6 protein-coding genes are annotated in these 21,064 nt (G+C 73.2%); 3 read left to right on the top strand and 3 right to left on the bottom strand.

From position 1 onward, the window contains the following. Positions 1 to 2: 2 nt before the first annotated feature. The 3 genes from ACFV4P_RS15000 to ACFV4P_RS15010 form a co-directional block, all read right to left on the bottom strand. The gene (locus tag ACFV4P_RS15000; protein WP_380471083.1) at positions 3 to 1,637 is read right to left on the bottom strand and encodes a phytoene desaturase family protein; all 1,635 of its coding nucleotides are present in this window, start codon (positions 1,635 to 1,637) and stop codon (positions 3 to 5) included. Next, entirely contained in the window at positions 1,624 to 10,899 is a 9,276-nt protein-coding gene (locus ACFV4P_RS15005; RefSeq protein ID WP_380471085.1) for an amino acid adenylation domain-containing protein, read from the bottom strand. Before ACFV4P_RS15005 ends, ACFV4P_RS15000 begins: the two co-directional genes overlap by 14 nt. 64 nt (positions 10,900 to 10,963) lie before the next feature. Next, positions 10,964 to 11,791, bottom strand: a complete 828-nt coding sequence (locus ACFV4P_RS15010) for a sterol desaturase family protein (protein ID WP_380471087.1) — start codon at positions 11,789 to 11,791, stop codon at positions 10,964 to 10,966. 253 nt (positions 11,792 to 12,044) lie between these two features. Between ACFV4P_RS15010 and ACFV4P_RS15015 the strand changes: the two genes are divergently transcribed. The 3 genes from ACFV4P_RS15015 to ACFV4P_RS15025 all read left to right on the top strand — a co-directional run bounded on the left by ACFV4P_RS15015 (position 12,045) and on the right by ACFV4P_RS15025 (position 20,653). Continuing rightward, positions 12,045 to 13,214, top strand: a complete 1,170-nt coding sequence (locus ACFV4P_RS15015) for a cytochrome P450 (protein ID WP_380471089.1) — start codon at positions 12,045 to 12,047, stop codon at positions 13,212 to 13,214. Between the two features lie 142 nt (positions 13,215 to 13,356). After that, a complete protein-coding gene (locus ACFV4P_RS15020) occupies positions 13,357 to 15,906 on the top strand; it encodes a hypothetical protein (RefSeq protein WP_380471091.1) in 2,550 nt (849 codons plus the stop codon). Then, the gene (locus ACFV4P_RS15025) at positions 15,899 to 20,653 is read left to right on the top strand and encodes a DUF6603 domain-containing protein (protein WP_380471093.1); all 4,755 of its coding nucleotides are present in this window, start codon (positions 15,899 to 15,901) and stop codon (positions 20,651 to 20,653) included. Before ACFV4P_RS15020 ends, ACFV4P_RS15025 begins: the two co-directional genes overlap by 8 nt. Positions 20,654 to 21,064 lie beyond the last annotated feature (411 nt).

Raw genomic sequence — 21,064 nt, forward strand, 5'->3', positions numbered from 1 at the left:
CGTCATGCCGACGTGCTCCAGCGGGCGAGTTGGGGCAGATGTCCGAGCTTGCCGGGGTGCCACGGGTCCTGGTCCTCGCTCTCCCAGGCCCGGAACTCCAGGCCCAGTTCCTCGCACAGGTACTGGACGGCGAACCGTCCGCTGGAGGCCGCGCGGATCAGGCCGCCGAGGCTCGCCCAGTGGCCGGCCATCGAGAAGCCGCTCAGTCCGGGCAGCCGCATCCGGTCCCGGTTGATCAGCTTGGTGACCAGGTCGTCGGCGCCGGAGAACGCCTTCCAGGCCAGGATGCTGCCGTAGCTGTTGCCGGTGTAGCGCTCCATGGTGGCCGGGGTGGCGACCTCGATCAGGTCGATCCGCGCGCCGAGGCCCGGGTGGCGCCGCTCCAGGAAGGCCCGGACGACGTCCGCGGCGCGCTGCTTGTGCGCCCGGTACTCCTTGCGGTCCCGGCCGCGCAGCGCCTTCCAGTAGTCGTAGTCGCTGAAGTACGTGCAGTGGATCACCGACTTGCCGGGCGGGGCGAAGCCGTCCGAGTAGCGCGAGCGCTGCTGCACCACCAGGCTGCCCTGGAGCACGCCGGGCAGCTCGGCGGCCTGCTCGTCGGGCAGCAGGTACGTGGTGCAGTGCGGGTCGTCGGCGTCGAGTTCGCCGTCGATGCCGAGGAAGACCGAGACCACCGCGGGGAACAGCGTGCCCGGCTGGTGCAGCACCTCCTGGTAGAGCCGGTCGATCCGCGGGCCGGTGTAACGCCCTTCCAGCAGGCGGTAGATGGTGGTCCGGCCGTCGGCGGCGGAGACCACGTGGTCGGCGTAGTGCCGCTCGCCGTTCTTGAGCTCCACGCCGATCGCGCGGCCGTCCTCGACCAGCACCCGTTCGACCCGGGCGCGGTAGTCGATCCGGCCGCCCAGCGAGGTGTAGCGGTGCTCGATCGAACGCGCCAGGCCGAGCGAACCCCCTTGCGGGAAACCGGCGTTGAGGTTGCGGGCGGCGGCCATGCTGTACAGGTAGGGCAGCAGCGGGAAGCCGTCCGGGTCCTGGAAGAGGATGTTGCGGAACGCCTGGCGCAGCAGCGGGTCCTGGAAGCGGTCGGCGAAGGTGTTGAGCGGGGTCGCGGCCGTCCGCCACAGCAGCCGGAACGAGGGCAGCAGCGCCCGCGCCGTGGCGAGCTTCTCCCGGGGCGTCTTCAGCGCGGACGGCTTGAGGAACGGGTGCAGGTCGAGCGTGGCGAAGCGCCGCAGGTCCCGGCAGAACGCGCGGATCGGCGCGGCGTCGGCGGGCGAGAGCTCCAGCAGGTGGCGCTCCAGCCGGTCGGGGTCGTTGTAGAAGCTCACCTCCCGGCCGTGCCGGTCGACGACCCGGTTGAACAGCTCGAAGTTGGTGATGGTCTTGCCGTCCAGGGCGCCGAGTTCGCGCCAGATCCGGTTGGCGTCGTTGCCGGGGGCGGTGCCGATCAGCCAGTCGATGCAGTAGTCGAACAGGTAGCCCTGGCGGGACCAGGCGGTGCAGCAGCCGCCCGGCAGGACGTGCTTCTCGAAGATCCTGGTCCGCATCCCGCTCATCTGGCCGTAGCAGCCGGTGGCGAGCCCGCCGAGCCCGGCCCCGATGACGATGACCCGGGGTCCGTCCTCACTGTGCGGCACCGGTCGCACCTCCCGTCAGGATGCCGCGGGTCAGCTCGGCGTTGCGGGCGGCGAAGTCCTGGTCGAGCATCTCGGCGTGACTGCCGAAGCCGCGGAACACCGTCGTCCGGGTGGTCGAACTGCCGTGCCAGGTGCCCTGGTTGCCGACCGCGTAGAACGGTTCCTTCTCCTGGTCGGAGATCACCGAGATCAGGCCGCGGACGGAGCCGAGGTTCGGGGTGCGGCTGCAGAAGTGCAGGTACTCCCGGGCCTGGCTGAGGGTCTCCTCGGCGACCAGGTCTGACCCGGTGTGCCGCAGCAGGTGCTCGCGCAGCTCCCGCTCGAAGGCGTCGAGGTGCTCGGGCCGGAGGTCGAACGCCTCGGCGATCCGGTAGGAGTCCACGATCAGCACGTGCGGCACCTGGTGCGAGCGGCGCTCCAGCTCCTTGGCCACCTCGAAGGCGAGGTTGCCGCCGAGCGAGTAGCCGAGCAGGGTGTACGGGCCCTGCTCCGGGAACGACTCGATCAGGTCGGCGTAGCGCGCCACCTTGTCGTCCCCGGTCAGGTAGTTGAACGCGACGAACCGGTACTCCGGCAGGTGCGCCGCGATCTGCCGGTACACCAGGCCGTGCCCGCCGGCCGGCGGGAAGCAGAACACCGCCCCGCCCGCGCCGTCCTCGGCGTTGAAGCTCAGGTACGGCTGGGCGCCGGCGATCCGGCCGGTGATGACGTGCTCCAGCGTCCGGGCCATGCCGCGCAGCGTGGTGGACTCGAACAGCAGGCTGACCGGGATGGAGACGTTGAACTCGGCCCGCAGGTGGTGGATCAGCTCGATCAGCTTGATCGAGCTGCCGCCCGCCTCGAAGAAGTCGTGCTGCAGGCCGACCGCCTCCACCCCGAGCAGCGACTTCCAGTGCTCGGCCATCCGCAGCTCGAACAGCGTCGTCGGCGGTTCGGGTTCGCCGTCGCCCGGGTCGAACCGGGGCGAGGGCAACGCGGCGGTGTCCACCTTGCCGTTCGGGGTCAGCGGCAGCGCGGGCAGTTCGGTGAGGTGCGAGGGCGTCATGTACGCGGGCAGCCGGTCGGCGAGGTGCCGGCGCAGCGCGCGCGGGTCGAGCTCGGCGCCCCGCTCGGGGACGTAGTAGGCGCACAGCACGCCGCCGCCGTCGTCGACCTGGCGGACCGTCACCGCGCACTGGGCGACGCCGGGCAGCGCGGCGAGCTGGGTCTCGATCTCGCCGGGCTCGATGCGGTGGCCGCGCACCTTGACCTGGTTGTCGGCCCGGCCGAGCAGCCGCACCGTGCCGTCGGCCGCCCAGTGGGCCAGGTCGCCGGTGCGGTACAGGCGGACCTCCCGGCCGCCGAGGGTGCGGTGGGTGAAGCGCTCGGCGGTCTGCTCCGGGTCGCCGACGTAGCAGTCGGCCACCCCGGCGCCGCCGACCCACAGCTCGCCGGCCACGCCGGGCGGCACGGGCTCGCCGTGCGGGTCCAGCACGTACAGCGCGCTGTTCGGGAAGGGCCGCCCGATCGGCACCATCCGGCCGGGCTCCACGCCGTCGGCCGGGCCCTCGAACCAGGCGCTGTCGATGGTCGCCTCGGTCAGCCCGTAGGAGTTGACCAGCCGGGTGCCGGGGCCGCACAGCGCGTGCAGGCGGCGGTGCTCCTCGACCTTCCAGGCGTCCGAGCCGACGATCAGCAGGCGCATGAACTCCAGCCGGTGGCCCTCGCGTTCGCAGTGCGCGAGCAGGCCGCGGGCGACCGCCGGGACGAACTCGGCGCAGTCGACGCGCTCCTGCACCATCGTCCGGTGGAGCCGGGCGGTGTCGAACAGCAGGTCGCGGTCGACCAGCACCAGGTTGCCGCCGGAGCACAGGGCGCGCACCACGTCGCCGGTGAAGACGTCGAAGGACTGGGCGGCCATCTGCAGGTGCACCCGGACCTCGCTGTCCAGGCGGTACTCGGAACGCCAACCGGCGTACACCGAAGCCAGGTTGCGGTGGGTGACGCGGACGGCCTTGGGGCGGCCGGTGGAGCCGGAAGTGTGGATGACGTACGCGGCCGCGTCCAGGCCGACGGCAACCCCGGGGTCCGGTCTCCCGGGGGAGCGGTCGAGTTCGTCGACGGTCAGCACCCGGGGGGCGAGCCCGGCCAGGTCGGGGCGGGGGCGGTCGGTGAGCAGCAGCGCCGCGTCGGCGTTGGACGTCAGGAAGGCGAGCCGGTCGACCGGGTGCTCCGGGTCCAGCGGCAGGTAGGCGCCGCCGGCGCGGAGCACCGCCAGCAGGGCGACGATCAGCTCGGGCGACTTGTCGAGGCAGAGCGCCACCACCGAGCCCGGCCCGACGCCGAGTTCGCGCAGCTGCCCGGCGGCCCGGCGGCTGCGGCGGTCGAGCTCGCCGTAGCTCAGCCGGCGGGCGGTGCCGTCGGGGGCGGGCAGGGTCACGGCGACGTCCTCGGGCCGCTCGGCGGCGACCCGGGCGATCAGCTCGTGCACCGGCGCCTCGGCGGGCTCGGTGCGGCCCGCGCCGCTCCACTGCTCCAGCAGCCGGCGCTGCTCCTCGGCGTCGAGCAGCGGCAGCCGGTCGGCGGGCTGCTCGCCGGGGGCGCGGGTGAGGGCGTCCAGCAGGTTGCGGTAGTGCCCGGCCATCCGCTTCATCGTCGCGGGCTCGAACAGGTCGGTGTTGTACTTGAAGACGCAGTGGTAGCAGTTGTCCGCACGGTCCTGGTAACTGGACAGTGTGATGTCGAACTGCCCCTCCTCTTCCGGGAGTTCGATGTAGTCCAGGTGGTAGCCGTACTTGTCGGTGGCGACCTTGTGGGTGAGCAGGATGAACATCGCCTGGAAGACCGCCGAGCGGCTCGGGTCGCGCTGCAGTCCGAGTTGCTCGACCAGCAGCACGAACGGGTACTCCTGGTTGTCCAGGCCGCCCAGCACGGTGTCGCGGACCCGCGCCAGCAGGCCGGCCACCGTCGGCCTGTCGGCCAGCCCGACGTGCAGCGGCAGCGGGTTGACGAAGTAGCCGTACACCGAGCCGAACTCCTCGCGGGTGCGGCCGGTGACGGGGCTGCCGACGATGATGTCGTCCTGCCCGGAGTAGCGGTGCAGCAGCAGGTAGTACGCGCTGAGCAGCACCATGAACGGCGTGACGTCGTGCTCGCGCGCCAACTCCTGCACGCGGGAGCTGAGTTCCTCGTCCAGCCGGAAGAACTCGGACGCCCCGTTGTGGGTCTGCACGGACGGGCGGGGCTTGTCGGTGGGCAGGCCCAGCACCGGCGTCTCGGCCGGCAGGTGGGCGCGCCAGTACTCCAGCATCCGGCCCGCGTCCGGCCCGGCGAGCAGCCGGTTCTGCCAGTTGAGGAAGTCGAGGTAGCGGGAGGGCACCGGCGGAAGCTCCACCGGGCGGCCGCGCCGCCGGCCCTCGTACAGGGTGAACAGCTCGTCGATGAAGGTGAAGGTGGAGATCGCGTCGGAGACGATGTGGTGCACCGCCTTCATGATGACCCAGCGGTCCGGCCCGCGCTTGAACAGCCGCAGCCGCACCAGCGGGTCCCGCTCCAGGTCGTACGGCTTGCGGTACTCCTGGACGATCATGTCGTGGATCTCGTCCCACGGGCGGTCCTGGACGTCGAACCAGCCGGTGTCCGGGCGCGCGTCGGGCGAGACGATCTGGACGGCCTGTCCGTCCTCCAGTACGAAGTTGGCCCGCAGGCAGGGGTGGCGCTCCAGCAGCACCCGGAAGGCGTCGAACATCAGCTCCGGGTCGAGCTCGGTGCGGATCTCGACGGCGCCGCCGATGTTGTACGCGAAGGCGTCCGGGTTGAGGTGCTTGAGGAACCACAGCGCCTTCTGGTTGTGCGTCAGCGGGTAGCGGTCCTCGTCGGTGTGCGCCTCCACCTCGGCCTCCGGCACCGGCCCGTCGGCCGCCGACTCCAGCAGCCCGGTGTGCACCCGCCCGATCAGCTCGTCCAGCGGATCGCCGCTCAGCAGCGTCACCACCGGCAGCGCGACGCCCAGTTCGGCGTGGACGCGGGCGCGCAGCTCCATCGCCAGCAGCGAGTCCAGACCGAGGCTGTTCAGGCCCGCAGCCGGGTCGATCCGTTCCGGCTTGGCCCGCAGCACGTGCGCCACCAGCTCGGTGAAACGCTCGGCCACCAGCGGCCGGCGCGCCTCCGGGGCGGCGGCCCGGAACGCGGCCGCGAAACCGCCCGTCGGCGCGGTCTGCGGCGTCTCGGCGGCCGCCGCCAGCTCGGCCACCAACGCCGGCGGCGAGGCGTACCACGCCTGGAACACCGGCCAGTCGACGACGGTGGCGACCAGCAGCTGCGCGCGGTCCTGGCCGATCACCCGCTCCAGCACGGCCATGCCCGCCGCCGGCGGCAGCGAACTCATGCCGCGGGCCTCGCGGTAGTGGCCCACCAGCCCGAGCTCCTCGATCATGCCGGTCGCCCAGGGACCCCAGTCGATGCTGAGCGCGGGCAGCCCGAGCGCCCGGCGGTGGTGCGCCAGCGCGTCCAGGAAGGCGTTGCCCGCCGCGTAGTTGGTCTGCCCGGCGGTGGTCAGCAGCGAGGCGATGGACGCGAACAGCACGAAGTGGTCGAGCGGCTCCTCGCGCAGCTGCCGGTGCAGGATGTGCGCGCCGAGCACCTTCGGCTCCCACGCCGCGTCGAACACCTCCCGTTCCAGCTCCGGCACCAGCGCGTCCCTGACCTGCCCGGCGAGGTGGAACACGCCTCGCACGGGCGGGAGTTGGCGACGCCGGTGGTCGGCCAGCCAGCCGCCGAGGGCGGCCTCGTCGGTGATGTCCAGCGGCACCGGGACGGGGTGCGCGCCCAGCGCCTCCAACTCGCGCAGGAACGCCACCCGGCGGCCCGCCGGGGAGCCGGGGTCGACCTCGGCCCACTGCTCGCGGGCGGGCAGCGCGGTGCGGCCGACCAGGATCAGCCGGCGCGCGCCCCGCTTGACCAGCGTGCGGCACAGCAGCCGGCCGAGGGCGCCGAACGCGCCCGTCACCAGGTAGCTGCCGTCGGCGCGCAGCCGCAGCGGCAGCGGCCTGGTCAGGTCGGCGGGCCGGCGCAGCACGCAGGTGCGGCGCAGCGCGCCGCGGAGCGCGACCTCCTCCACGTCGGCGACCGCCAGCTCCCGCAGCAGCGCGGCGGCCTCCTCGCGGTGCTCGGGCACCGGCCCCAGGTCGATCAACTTGCCGCGCTGGGCGACGAGTTCCTGCTGCCACAGGACCCGGCCGATGCCCCAGGCGGGCGCGCCCAGCGGCTCCACCGGGTCGCCCGCGACGACGGCCTGGGCGCCGCGGGTGACGATGTGCAGCCGGCCGTTCGGCCGGGCGGCGGGCAGCACCTGGGCGAGGGTGATCAGCGACCAGCCGCCGCGGGTGCCGCACTGCTCCAACTGCTCGCGGTCGGCGGCGTCCAGGGCCGGCAGGTCCAGGTTCCACAGGTGCAGGACGGTGGCGAAGCCGTCGTCGAGTTCGTCGAACAGCTTGCGCAGGTCGGCGGCCTCGCCGGGGCGGACGGTCGAGGCGTCCTCGCCGTACCGGTACTCGGTGCCCGGGCGGACCAGGTGGCAGCGGCCGCCGCGCCCGCGGACCTGCGCGGCGAGCTCCTCGGCGAGGCCGCCCGCGTCGGCGAGCACCACCAGCCGCTCCGGCGCGGGAGCCTCGGCAGTCTCCAACTCCCGGTCGATCCAGGTGGGTTCGGCCAGCCAGCCGTCGATGGCGGCCAGGCCCACGGAGGCCGCGGCGCCCTCGACGCCGGCCGCCCGGAAGCCGGTGACGCGGCCCAGCAGGGCGCCGTCGTCGGCGTGCAGGGCGAGGTCGCCGATCAGCTCGTCGCCGTCCTCGGCGGTGACGGTCGCGTGCACCCAGAACGGCCGGTCGGCGATCCGGTCGAGGCTGACCTCGGCGATCGACAGCGGCAGCCGGATGCCGCGGGACTGCTCCTCCCGGTCGAGGAGCTGGGGCGTCAGCAGGGCCTGGAAGCAGGCGTCCAGCAGGGTCGGGTGGACGTGCGCGGCGTCCGCGTCCACCGGGCGCGGGTCGTCGGCCGGGCTGATCCGCGCCAGCGCCTCCCCGGGCCCGATCCAGACCTCCTCGATGCGCTGGAACGCCGGGCCGTACCCGTAGCCGAGCTCGGCGAGCTCCCGGTAGCAGTCGGCCCCCGCGAGCCGCCGCCGGGAGCGGGTCCGGACCGCCTCCAGGTCGGGCGCGGGGCCGGAGCCGCGGCGCTGGTCGGTGCGGACCACGCCGGTCGCGTGGACGGTGCGCTCGGCGCCGACGGAGGCGATCGAGAACGTCACGCCGTCGGAGTCGAAGCCCAGTTGGACGGTCGGCGGCTGCGACTCGGAGAGGAACAGCGCCTTGGCCAGTTCGATGTCGGCCAGCACCGCCCGGTCGGCGCCGGTCTGCGCCCGCACCGCCTGCACGGCCATCTCCAGGTAGCCCGCCGCCGGGAACACCGCGGCGTCCTCGATCCGGTGGTCGGCCAGGTAGGGCAGCCGCTCCAGGTCGAGCTGGACCTCCCAGGTGGGCCGGACGTTCGCGGTGCGGCGGCCCAGCAGCGGGTGGTCGAGCCGCCCGAGCCGGACCTGCTGCACCGGCGCGGGCTCCACCCAGTACCGGTCGCGCTTGAACGGGTAGCCCGGCAGCGGCACCGGGTCGCCGCCCGGCTGCAGCGTGAGCCAGTCCAACTCGACGCCCAGGTTGTGCAGTTCGGCCAGCGACCGGGCGATGCGCTCGGGCTCGTCCTCCTCGCGGCGGATCGACGGCACCGTCCAGCCCGCGATGTCCCGGGCGTCCAGGCACTCGCGGATCGCGTGGCCGAGGACGGGGTGCGGGCCGATCTCCAGGAACAGCTGGTGGCCGTCGTCGACCAGCAGGTCCACGGCGTCGCGGAACCGCACCGCCTCGCGGACGTTGCGCCACCAGTAGTCGGCGTCCAGCTCGGTGCCGTGCGCGCGGCCCCCGCGGGCCGTCAGGTACAGCGGGACGTCGGCCGGGCGCGGCTTCAAGTCGGCCAGCGCGTCCAGCAGTTCGTCCCGGATCGGGTCCATCCGCACGCTGTGGTACGGCACCTGGACGGGCAGGAAGCGGGCGAAGACCTGCTCGCGTTCGAGTTCGGCGGCGAGCTGCCCGAGGACGTCGCGGTCTCCGGAGAGCGTCACGGAGGACGGGCTGTTGACGGCGGCCACCGACACCCGGTCCTGCCAGGGGCGGATCCGGCGGGCGGCCTCCACCTCGGTCAGGCCGACGGCGAGCATCGCGCCGGTGCCGGCCAGCCGGTGCTGGAGGCGGCTGCGGTGCAGCATCACGGTGACCGCGTCGGCGAGGTCGTGCACCCCGGCCTCGTGGAAGGCGGCGGCCTCGCCGGTGGAGTGCCCGACGACGGCGTCGGGGCGCACCCCGTAGCTGCGCCACAGGGCGGCCAGGCCGATCTGCACGGCGAAGTTGGCGGGCTGCGCGAGCCAGGTCTCGGCCATCCGCGACTCGGCCTCGGGGCGGCCCATCTCCTCCAGCAACGACCAGCCGGCCTGGCGGCGGATCTCGGCGTCGCAGCGCTCCACGGCCGCGCGGTAGACCGGCTCGGTCTCCAGCAGGCCGCGGCCCATGCCCCACCACTGCGGGCCCATGCCGGTGAACACCCACACCAGACGGCGCTGGGCGCGGTCCTGGCGGCGGCCGGTCAGCACCCGGGGGTGCGGCTCGCCCTTCGCGTGGGCGGCGAGCGCCTCGTCCAGCGACTCGGGCGAGTCCGGCCGGTAGACCACGGACAGCCGGTGCTCGTGGTGCTCGCGGCGGTGCGCCAGGGTGTGGCCGAGGTCGGCCGGCGACGGGCCGTCGGCGGCGGCGAGCTCCTGCCGGACGCCGGCGGCGAGTTCGGGCAGCCCGGCCGGGTCGCGGGTGCTGAGCGGCAGGACGGTGCAGGCGGGCACCCGCGCGGGCGGGGCGGCGGCCGGGCGGACCGGGGCCTCCTCCAGCAGCACGTGGGCGTTGGTGCCGCCGAAGCCGAAGGAGTTGACGCCCGCGCGGGCCGGGCCGGTGTGCGCGGGCCAGTCCACCGCGCGGGTCGGGACCTCGAACGGCAGCGCGGCCCAGTCGACGGCGTCGGTGGGCCGCTCCAGGTTGATGTGCGGCGGGATCCGGCGGTGCTTGAGCGCGAGCACCGTCTTGATCAGCCCGGCGATGCCGGCGGCGGCCTCGGTGTGCCCGATGTTGGTCTTGACCGAGCCGACGTAGCAGCGGTCGCCCGGCTGCCGGCCGTCGGCGAGGACCCGGCCCAGCGCCTTCGCCTCGATCGGGTCGCCGACCGGGGTGGAGGTGCCGTGCGCCTCCACGTACTGCAGGCTGCCCGGCGCGATGCCCGCCTCCGAGCAGACCCGGCGGACCAGGGTGACCTGGGCGTCCGGGTTGGGCACGGTGATGCCGTCGGTGCGGCCGTCCTGGTTGACGCCGGAGCCGAGCACCACCGCGTGGATCGGGTCGCCGTCGCGCAGCGCGTCGGAGAGGCGCTTGAGGGCCACCACGCCGACGCCCTCGGCGCGGACGTAGCCGTCGGCGGTGGCGTCGAAGGCGCGCGAGCGGCCCTCGGCGGACAGGAAGCCGCCCTTGGTCTCGGCGATCGTGTACTGCGGCGCCAGGTGCAGCAAGGTGCCGCCGGCCAGGGCGAGTTCGGTCTCGCCGCGGAGCAGGCTCTGGCGGGCCAGGTGCAGTGCGACCAGGGACGAGCTGCAGGCGGTGTCGATCGAGACGCTGGGGCCGCGGAAGTCGAAGCAGTGCGAGATGCGGTTCGACACCATCGTCATCATGGTGCCGGTCGCGGTGTGCGCGGCGATGGTGTCGAACGTCAGGTCGGCGAACTGGAGGATCTTGTAGTCCAGGGTGAACGCGCCGACGTAGACGCCGACTTCGCGTCCGGCGAGCCGGCTGGGCAGCTGGCCGCCGTCCTCCAGCGCCTCCCAGGCGACCTCCAGCAGTTTGCGCTGCTGCGGGTCCATGTGCTCGGCCTCGCGCGGGCTGATGCCGAAGAACTCCGGGTCGAACTCGTCGATGCCGTCGATGTATCCGCCGCGTCCGCCGATCAGGCGACCCGGTTTCGCGCGGTCCCGGCTGCCGAGGGTGGTGGTGTCGTAGCGGTCGGTCGGGGTCGGCACGATGCAGTCGCGGCCCTCGATCAGGTTGCGCCAGAAGCTCCGGTGGTCGCGGACGCCGCCGGGAAACCGGCAGCCGATGCCGATGATCGCGATCCGGTCCTGGGTGTCGTGTGGCGAGTCCGTCATTGTCCGATCCGTGTGTCGTGGCGCCCCGGGGCCGGGACGGGGTGGGCGGTGGGCAAGGACCGGGTCAGCTGGAGGATCCGGTGGTGGCGTCGGCAGCGGGACGCCAGGGGTGCAGCAGGCTGGCGAGCACGCTGGTGGTGGGCGGGAAGCTGTCGGGGTCGCTCAGCCCGACCGCCGCCGGGACCTTCCCGGGGCGCCAGGTGAAGCTGCCGAAGAGGTGGTCCCAGATCGCGAGGTCCGCGCCGTAGTGGCCGGATTCGGCGAGGTCGGTGCTGTGGTGCAGCCGATGCTGTTCCGGGCTGCCGAGAAGGTGGTTCAGCCGGCCGATTCGGACGTCGATGTTGGCGTGCACGAAATATCCCTGTGCGACGACGAACAGGGTGGCGCAGAATACCGATTCCCGGGAGAAGCCGAGCCAGGCCAGTGCCAGTTGGACGACGGCCTGTCCCAGCAGCACGTCGAGCAGGTGATTGACCCCGTTGTTGGTGACGTTCACCTTGTCCAGGCCGTGGTGGACGCCGTGCAGCCGCCACAGCCACGGCTGGTGGTGGGACCAGCGGTGAAAGAGGTACTTCGCCAGCGAACCGGTGAGCAGGGCCAGCGGGATCTCGGTGCGCAGGGAGAGCGTCGGGTGCGGCGGCGCCAGTCGGGCGACCAGGGTCGCCACCAGCAGCTGGCCGATCGCGCCGCCCACCATCGTCAGGGCGAAGTAGATGCCGTAGCAGCGGAGTTCACGCCCGCCGGGGTGCCATTCGCGCCGGTGGGGGATGAGGCGTTCGAGGGCCCAGAGGTAGCCGATGACACCGATCTGGTGGAGGACGAGAACGCGGCCGATGTCCCAGTGTTCGTGGAGGGTCGCCGCGGCCGCCGCGGGTACGGAGAGGAGCAGCACCGGATAGGCGGAATGCCGCAGAAAAGGTAATAGTCCGACCATCGGACCGACAGATTTTTCCGGGCTCACTGCACGGCCCTCCGGATGAATCGTCACCGAACTGAACGGGAGTCGATGCTAACCGGACGGCGCGCACTCGCCACGGAACCGACATGGCGCGGCTGAAAGAAATCTGATGGTCAGTCAGGTAGCGTAACCGGCACTTCCCTGCCCTTCTCCGACCGCCGGCGCGCACCGCCGCCGTGGAGGTGCCATGACCGCCCCGATCGCCCAGCTCCCGCCGCTGCACGCCCTGGCCCTCCCCGAAGCCGCGCCGCCGCGCCGGGGCGTCCTGCGGGACGGCACCTCCGCCTGGCTGGTGACCGGCTACCACGACGTGCGCCAGGTGCTCACCGACCCGCGGTTCGTGCGCGCCGAGGACGGCGAGCAGAAGGAGGGCGCCGCGCTCAACGTGTCCACCGACCCGTCCTCGCTCTACAACCAGAACGGCGCCGGCCACCAGCGGCTGCGGCGCACCGTGCAGGGCGCGTTCACGCCCCGGGCGGTCGCGCAGTGGCGGCCCTGGGTGGAGACGGTGGTCGGGCGGCTGCTGGACGACCTCGCCGAGGCCGGGCCGCCGGCCGACCTGGTCGCCGACTTCACCGCCGTCCTGCCGTTCGCCGTCGCGGAGCGCCTGATGGGCCTGGACGGCCTGGAGTACGGGCAGATGCGGCGGTGGGCGGCCTGCCTGACCGCCGACGGCGCCGAGAAGGACGGCCACGTCGCGGCCGACCAGCGGGAGTTCACGGAGTTCGCGGCCGGGCTGCTGGCCGAGCGCCGCAGCCGACCGGGCGAGGACGTGGTGAGCCGGCTGGTGCAGGCCGCCGACCGGGAAGGAGGCATCCCGCAGGAGCAACTGACCTTCCTGGTCGGCGGGTTGGCCGCCAGCGGCAGCGACAGCGTGGCCGCCGTCCTGGCCAACTCCCTGCTGTACCTGCTCGGCGAGCGGCCCGAACTCTGGCCCCGGCTCGCCGGGGACGGGCAGGCGGAGCACGCGACCGAGTGGCTGCTGCACCACATCCAGCTCGGCGACGACGAGTTCACCACCCGGCAGGCCGCCAAGGACGCCGAGATCGGCGAGCTGCGCGTCCCCGCCGGCGAGACGGTCGCGATCTGCCTCGGCAGCGCCAACCGGGACCCGGCGGTCTTCCCCGACGGCCTGTCCGGCGACCCGCTCGCCCCGCTGCCCGCCCCCACCCTGGCCTTCGGCGCCGGACCGCACTACTGCCTGGGCACCTGGCTGGCCCGCACCCAGCTCCGCACCGCCCTCCAGCACCTGGCCGGCCGGCTGCCCGGGCTGCGCCTCGCCGACCCGGGCGCCCCCGTCGAATGGCGGCTCGGCGGCACCACCCGCAGCCCGCGCGGCCTGCGGGCGCTCTGGTGAGAACGCATCAACTCCCGTGTGCGGCAGATCATCCGATGGTCGCCCGGGCGGAATGACCCGTTCGTGGCATTGACGTGGCGTTTCCGACGAAATGGCCGGTCCTGCTCAGTATGGTGGCGGAGCATCCGACAGGAGGCCTCCGATGGCCGTCGCCAGCCCCGACCTGCTGCTCCTCCCGCACTGCGACCTGCACGTCGCGCTCACCGGCACGCCGCCGCTCACCGTCACGCTCGCCGCCCGCGAGGAAGCGGTGCCCGCGACGAACGGGTTCACCCTCACCCCGGTGCCGCCCGCGCAGTGCTCGTTCGAGTTCTTCGCCCCGTTCAACGGCAAGGGCCACCGCTTCGAAGGGCTGCCGACCTACGACAGCGCCACCGGGCGGATCACGGCCACCACCCCCGGCGTCTTCCTCTTCCAGGCGCACACCGGGAACCAGTACATGGTCGGCAGGCTCCAGGTGCACCGCTCGGTGGTCGGCTGGTGGTTCGGCAACGACTCGATCACCACCGCGCTCGACACCGCCGTCGCGCACGCCCAGCCGTCGCTGTACGCCAAGTTCAGCGACGACGCCGGCACCGGGACGGACCTGATCGGCGACATCACCGGCCACGGGTACGTCCAGCTGGTGCCGGCCGACGCCCGGCAGCTCGCCGTGTCGCCCACCGGCCGGCTGCGGGGCGTACTGCCCACCCAGCCCGGCACGCCGTGGGTGCTCTCCGGGCTGTTCCCCGGCCTGGGCGGCGCGCAACTGCTGAACGTGTGGGTGGTCGACTACGCCGCCGACCACGCGCTGAGCTGGGAGATGGGCGGCGGCGACCCGGCGGCCCTCACCGACCGGCACAACGTGCTGTTCCTCGCCGAGGGCTTCCGCGACCAGGACCGCGCCAGGTTCGACGAGATCGTCTCCCGGGCCATCCACGAGCTGTTCGAGAAACCCGCGCACGAGCCCTACGGCATGCTGCGCGGCAGCTTCAACGCCTTCAAGTCCTTCACCGCCTCCCAGCAGCACACCCTCACCTGCGGATACCGGGTCGCGGCCGGGACGGAACGGATCGAGGCGGGCCAGGCGAAGGGCACCGGCTTCCCGATCCCGACCAACTCGATCGGCGGCGGCCCGCGGTACACCTTGGAGGAGCTGGTCCGCCGGGTCGGACTGCCGATGCGCGGCGACGGGCGGACCGGCCTGGTGGCCACCTGGCAGGCCCAGGACCTCGACATCGACCCGGCGAAGATCGACGACGACCTGATCAACGCCTGGAAGCAGCACCAGTCGGTCGGCATCCTGCACGCCCGCGACACCTTCTTCGGCCTCCGCCTCGGCGGCCGCCCCGCCGACCGGTTCTCGGGCACCGGCCCGGCGGCCAAGCCCGACGCTGCCGACGCCGTCGGCGACCCGGTGGTCAAGGCCTTCGTCGCCCGGGTGTACGAGTTCTACCGGACCAGGTCCTCCCGCAACCTCACCCTCGACCCGCGCCGGCACCCGCCCGAGCTGTACATGAACCCGAGCGAGCTCAACCCGGCCAACACCCTGCTGCGCTACGTCCGCAGCCTGAAGATCACCGGCTCGACGGCGGCCGTCGGCACCGTGTGGCAGCCCGACGACCAGCAGTTCCAGCCCAGCCGGGGCCTGATCGCGCTGATCGCCAACGACGACATGGACGGCGGCACCAACTTCAACATCCGGACGGTGACCGCCCAGACCGTCAACGCCGTGCTCGGACTGCCCTACGTCTACGCCAACGCGACGGACAAGCGGGAACTGCGCCGCGACCCGCCCGACATCCAGCCGAACTTCGACGAGGTCGTCCACACCGTCTCGCACGAGTTCGGCCACAGCTTCAACCTGCTCGACGAGTACGAGGAGTTCCGCGGCGACGGCGGCCCCGACGAGGACCAGCCCGGCGACCTGGTCGGGGACAACGTCTCCCGGCTCGGCTTCCTGCGGGTCGCGGCGGCGCCGGACCGGCACATCGACCCGGCCAAGGTGAAGTGGTTCCAACTGCCCCGGATCAGCACCGCCGCCGTCCTGCTCGCCGACTCGACCAACGTGACCAGCCCCGTCCAGGGCATCAAACTCTCCGTCGGCACCCGGAACCTGGCGGAGTGGCAGCAGGCCAAGACGCTCTTCTCCGAGGTAAGGCTGCGCAGCTTCGGCATCGCGCCCGGCGGCCGACAGCTCCCGCTGGCCACCGACGCCGCCCACTACCTGGAAGGGCTGATCGTCGGCCAGGTGCTGCCGGGCGAGGGCGCGATCATCCTCACCCGGGCCGGCAGCGCCCCGTTCCCGACGTTCGTGAAGGGCTCGATCGCCTTCGTCCCGTTGAAGGACAAGCAGCACCAGCCGCTCCTGGTGGTCGAGCCGGAAGTGCTCACCTTCCTCCAGAACAACCGCAGTCCGCTCAACCAGGACCCCGACCACGACAACACCAACCCGAACGAGGACAACCCCGTCGACATCCCGGACTTCAGCGCCCCCTGCAAGTCCGCCCGCACCATCGGGATCTTCGAAGGCGCCGCGACCTTCGCCGGCGGCCACTACCGGCCGAGCGGCCGCTGCAAGATGCGCCTGGAGACGGACTTCTGCCACGTCTGCGCCTGGCTGATCGTCAACCGGGTCGACCCCAGCTTCCACGCGCTCCTCGACCGGAAGTTCTACCCGGAGTCCAAGGCGGAGAGAAGGAAGCATGAGTGAGCCGGGCACCTTCGAACGCATCCTCGCCGAGGTCGGCCAGGCCCTGCTGCCGCTGCGCGACGGACTGGCCACCCCCGCCGCGTTCACCGCACTGCTGCGCCGCCTCGGCTGGACGGTCACGACGATCCCGCAGCCCTTCGTCGACCTGCGCAACGCCGTCGAGACGCTCTACGACAGCCTGCACACGCTGCTCGGCGACGGCGGCCTGAACGTCGACGGCACGGTCGGCGACGGCGGGGCCTCCGCGACGACGTCCTTCTCCCCGGACGACGTCAAGCGGGCCCTCGGCGCCGTGCAGGCACTGATCGCGGGCATCCGGGCGATCGCCGACGCACCGGCCTCGGCCATCCCCGACACGCTGCGCGCCGACGGCTTCCTGACGGTGTTCCCCGGCCAGCTCCTCGACTTCCTGATCGTCACCTACCTGCAGCGCTACCACTCGAACGTCGGCTTCGTGCTGCGCAGCCTCGGCGTGGTGAAGGCCGGGTACGCGCCGCCCGTCGGGAACCGGCCGCCGTACGTGCACCTCGCGCTCGACCTCGGCGACCTGCCGCGGGCGCTCGCCGACCCGGCGCAGGTGCTGAAGGACGCCTTCGGGTGGGGCACCGACGCGTTCGACCAGCCCGCGCTGCTCTCGCAGCTCGACAACCTGCTGCACAGCCTCGGCGCCAACGTCGACACGCCGCGGGTCGCGCCGTCGACCGCGGCGGCCGTCCAGGGCGCGCCGGTGGACCCGTTCGGGCCCCGGCCGCGGACGCTCACCGCCGTGCTGTTCCAGCGCGTCCAGCCGTCGACCGAGATGCACGCCGCGGTCCGGCTGCTGCCGCTGCCCGCCGCCGACGGGGCGCTGCCCGGGCTGGCGCTGCTGCCCTCGTTCACCGGCGTCCAGGGGTTCCGGTTCGAGCTCGGCCCGGACATCGCCGTCACCATCCGCGGCGACCTCGACCTTCAGGGCGGCGTGGCGCTGCTGGTGCGGCCCGGGCAGGGCATCGACATGGTGCTGGGCTTCGAGTCCGCCTCCGCGCCGGTGCACGCCAAGGGCTCGATCGACGTCCAGGTCGACCGGTTCGGGCCCACCGACCAGCCGCGCATCCTGTTCGGCGAGGCCGGCGGGACGCGGCTCCAGCTCCAGCGGATCTCCGGCGCGGGCGGCGTGCGGCTGGTCAAGGACGCCGTCGACTTCTTCGCCGAATTCGGCCTGGAGGGGCTGGAGTTCGTCCTCTCGCCGAACGGCGCGGACGGCTTCGTCGCCGCCGTGCTGCCCGCCGACGGCTTCACCCTCGGTGCGGACCTCACCGTCGGCGTCTCCTACCGGCAGGGATTCTACTTCCGCGGCACCTCCAACCTGGAGATCCAGCTCCCCGCGCACCTGGAACTCGGCCCGCTGGAGATCCAGGGCCTGACCATCACCGCCGCGCCCTCCGCGGACGGGCTGCCGATCGGCCTCGGCGCCTCCTTCCGCGCCCAACTCGGGCCGGTCACCGCCGTGGTGGAGCAGGTCGGGATCAACGCCGAGCTGGCGTTCCGCTCCGACGGCAGCGGCAACCTCGGCCCGGTCGACCTGTCGTTCGGCTTCCGGCCGCCCAAGGGCGTCGGCCTCCAGGTGGACGCCGGGGCCGTCAAGGGCGGCGGGTTCCTGTCCTTCGACCCGGACCGCGGCGAGTACGCGGGCGCGCTCGACCTGGAGTTCTCCGGACTGGTCGAACTCAAGGCGATCGGCCTGATCAGCACCCGGATGCCCGACGGCAGCGACGGCTTCTCGCTGCTGATCGTCATCACCACCGACTTCGGGCCCACCGGCATCCAACTCGGCTACGGCTTCACGCTGTTGGCCGTCGGCGGACTGATCGGACTGAACCGGTCGATGAACCTGCAGGCCCTCGCGGAGGGCGTGCGGAACGGCTCCGTGCAGTCGGTGATGTTCCCCAAGGACGTCATCGCCAACGCCCCCCGGATCCTCTCCGACCTGGCCCGGTTCTTCCCGCCCGAGCAGGGCCGGTTCCTGATCGGGCCGATGGCGAAGATCGGCTGGGGGACGCCCACCCTGGTCAGCGTCTCGCTCGGCGTCGTCATCGAGATCCCGCCCGGGGACATCGCCATCCTCGGCGTGCTGCAGTGCCTCCTGCCCAGCCAGGACCTGCCGCTGCTGGCACTCCAGGTGGACTTCGTGGGCGCGCTGGAGGTCGACAAGTCGCGGCTCTGGTTCTTCGCCGAGCTCTTCGACTCGCACGTGCTGTTCATGACCATCGACGGCGGAATGGGCCTGCTCGTCGCCTGGGGCGACAACCCGGACTTCGTGCTCACCGTCGGCGGATTCCACCCGTCCTTCAAGCCGCCGCCGCTGCCCTTCCCGGTGCCCAAGCGGCTCACGGTGGACATCCTCAACCGGCCCGGCCAACTGATCCGGGTCTCCGGGTACTTCGCCGTCACCAGCAACACCGTCCAGTTCGGCGCGGCAGCCGAACTGCGCCTCGGCTTCGGCGGGTTCGGCATCGAGGGCCACCTCTCCTTCGACGCGCTGTTCCGCTTCTCGCCGTTCGCGTTCACCATCGAGATCTCCGCCGGCGTCACCCTGAAGGCCTTCGGCGTCGGCGTGTTCGGCATCGACCTGCGGTTCGCCCTCGAAGGCCCCGCGCCGTGGCGGGCGCACGGGCGCGGCTCCATCTCGCTGCTGTTCTTCGAGATCTCCGCCGACTTCGACATCAGCTGGGGCGAGGAACACAACACCACGCTGCCGCCGGTGGCTGTACTGCCGTTGCTGGCAGGGGAGTTCGGGAAGATCGAGGGCTGGCAGACGCAGCTGCCCTCGGGCGGCTTCAACCCGCTGGTCACCCTCCGGCACCTGCCCGAGACCGACCAGCTGGTGCTGCACCCGCTCGGCACCCTCTTCGTCCGCCAGCGGGCCGTCCCGCTGGACGTCCGCGTCGACCGGATCGGCGCCCAACGGCCCAGCGACGGGAAGCGGTTCGCGATCGCGCCCGCGCCGGACAGCGGGCTCACCCGGGTCTCCGTCACCGGCGAGAAGTTCGCCATGGCGCAGTTCCAGGACATGGACGACGCCGCCAAGCTGTCCCGACCCGCGTACGAGAGCCAGGACTCCGGTCTCGAACTCACCGGCGCCGCCGGGACGTTGCTGTCGCCCCGGGTGGTGCGGCGGAGCGCCCGCTACGAACTGCACATCATCGACAGCGGGATGCCGGCGACGGCCGCCGCCGCACGGCGGGTGGTGCCGATGGCGGCACGGACCGCCGACACGCCGCAGCGCTTCCACGACGTCAGTCCTGCCCTGTTCAACCAGCTGCTGCAGGGGAGCAGCACCAGCCGCTCGCCGATCTCGCAGCGGGAGTCGCAGCTGCGGCAGCCGTTCCCGCCCTCGCAGACGGTGCAGCTCACCGACCGGCGCTTCGTGGTCGCGAACATCCGCAACAACGTCCAGGCGCACCCGCCGGCGGGCGGCCTCGCGTCGGCGACCTTCCGCAGCCGGGCCACCGCGGAGGACGCGCTCGCCGACTGGGTGGCCCGGGACGGCGCGCTGGCCGGGCAGCTGCACGTCATCCCGGCGGAGGAGTCGATCGGGTCGCCGGCGGTGTCGGGGGCCTGGGGCGCGGTCGGCGGCCTTCCGACGCCTGCCCAGGACGTCGAGGCGGTGCGGCTGGGGAGCGGGAAGGTCCTGGTGGCCGGCGGAGTGGACGTGTCCGGCGCCGGGGTCGCGACCGCAGCGCTGTTCGACCCGGTCGCCGCGGCCTGGACGGCTGCGCCGCCGCTGGGCACCGCCCGGTCCGGGCACAGCAGCAGTCGGCTCGGAGACGGACGGGTGGTGGTGGTCGGGGGCCGCTCCGGGGCCGGGGCTGCTCTCGCTGCTCTCGGCTCCGCGGAGGTCTACGACCCGGCACCCGGGACGTGGTCGGGTGCCGGCTCGTTGACGGTTGCGCGGTACGGGCACGCGGCCACGCTGCTGGGGGACGGGCGGCTGCTGGTGACCGGCGGTACCGGCGCGGACGGGCGGACGCTGGCGACCGTCGAGGTGCGCGATCCTGCGGCCGGGGGCTGGAGCGCCGGGCCGACGATGACCGACGTGCGGACCGGGCACCGGGCGGTGCTGCTGGCCGACGGGCGGGTGCTGGTCGTCGGCGGCGCGCTGACCACCGGCGGGCCCGACGCCGCGCTCGCGCACTGCGAGCTGTACGACCCGGCGGCCGGCACGTGGACCCCGACGGGAAGCCTGCTGACCGCGCGCAAGGGGCACCAGGCGGTGCTGCTGGCCGACGGGCGGGTCCTGGTCACCGGCGGCGACGCGGTGGCCGGTGGCAGCGGTGCGGCGGCTGGTGGCGGTGCGGTGGCCGGTGGTGGTGCGGTGGCCGGTGGTGGTGCCTACGACCCGCGCAGCCTCGCCACGGCCGAGGTCTACGACCCCGCGACGGGCACCTGGACGGCCGTGGCCCCGATGCCCGGCGGCGGCCGGCGCGGGCACCGCTGTGTGGCGTTGCGGTCCGGGTCGGTGCTGGTGGTGGGCGGGAGCGGTGGGCCGGGATTCGACGCCGGCTTCCGCGACGCGGTGGCCTTCGACCCGGCGGCGGGCACTTGGACGGCCACCGGACGGCTGGGCACCGGCCGCTTCGACTTCGCGGCCGTGGAACTCGCGGACGGACGGGTACTGGTGGCGGGCGGCGTGACGCTGGCGGGCGCGGCGGCGCCGGGGCCGGAGCCGGTCGAGCTTGCCGCGGCCGACGAGGCGTACGTGCCGTGAGGGCGGAGGGGTGCGAGGTGGCGAGCGGGACGGCCGACGGGCGGGGTCCGGGCGGGGTGAAGTCGGCTGTGCGGTCGGGTGGTTGGGCTCGGGGTGGTGGTGGGGTGGCGGGGCTTCGGTTGCCGGGAGTGGGAGGCCGGGGCGGTGAGGCGGGAGATGGTCGGGTGAAGTCGGCTTCGCTGCCGGGTGGTTGTGCTCGGGGTGGTGGCGGAGCGGCGCGGTTTCGGTTGCCGGGGGCGGGTGGCCGAGGGGGTGCGGTGGGGGCTGGCCGGGTGAAGTCGGCGGTGCTGGGCGGGTGTTGGGTGCAGATGGGGGTGGCGGAGCGGGGCGCGCTGGGTGGCGGAGGGTTTCGAGGGCATGAGCAGCTCCGGTCCGGGCGGGCGGGCGTCGGGAGATCCGGCCCGGGCCCGG

The sequence above is a fragment of the Kitasatospora sp. NPDC059795 genome, assembly GCF_042732175.1.
GTDB lineage: Bacteria > Actinomycetota > Actinomycetes > Streptomycetales > Streptomycetaceae > Kitasatospora.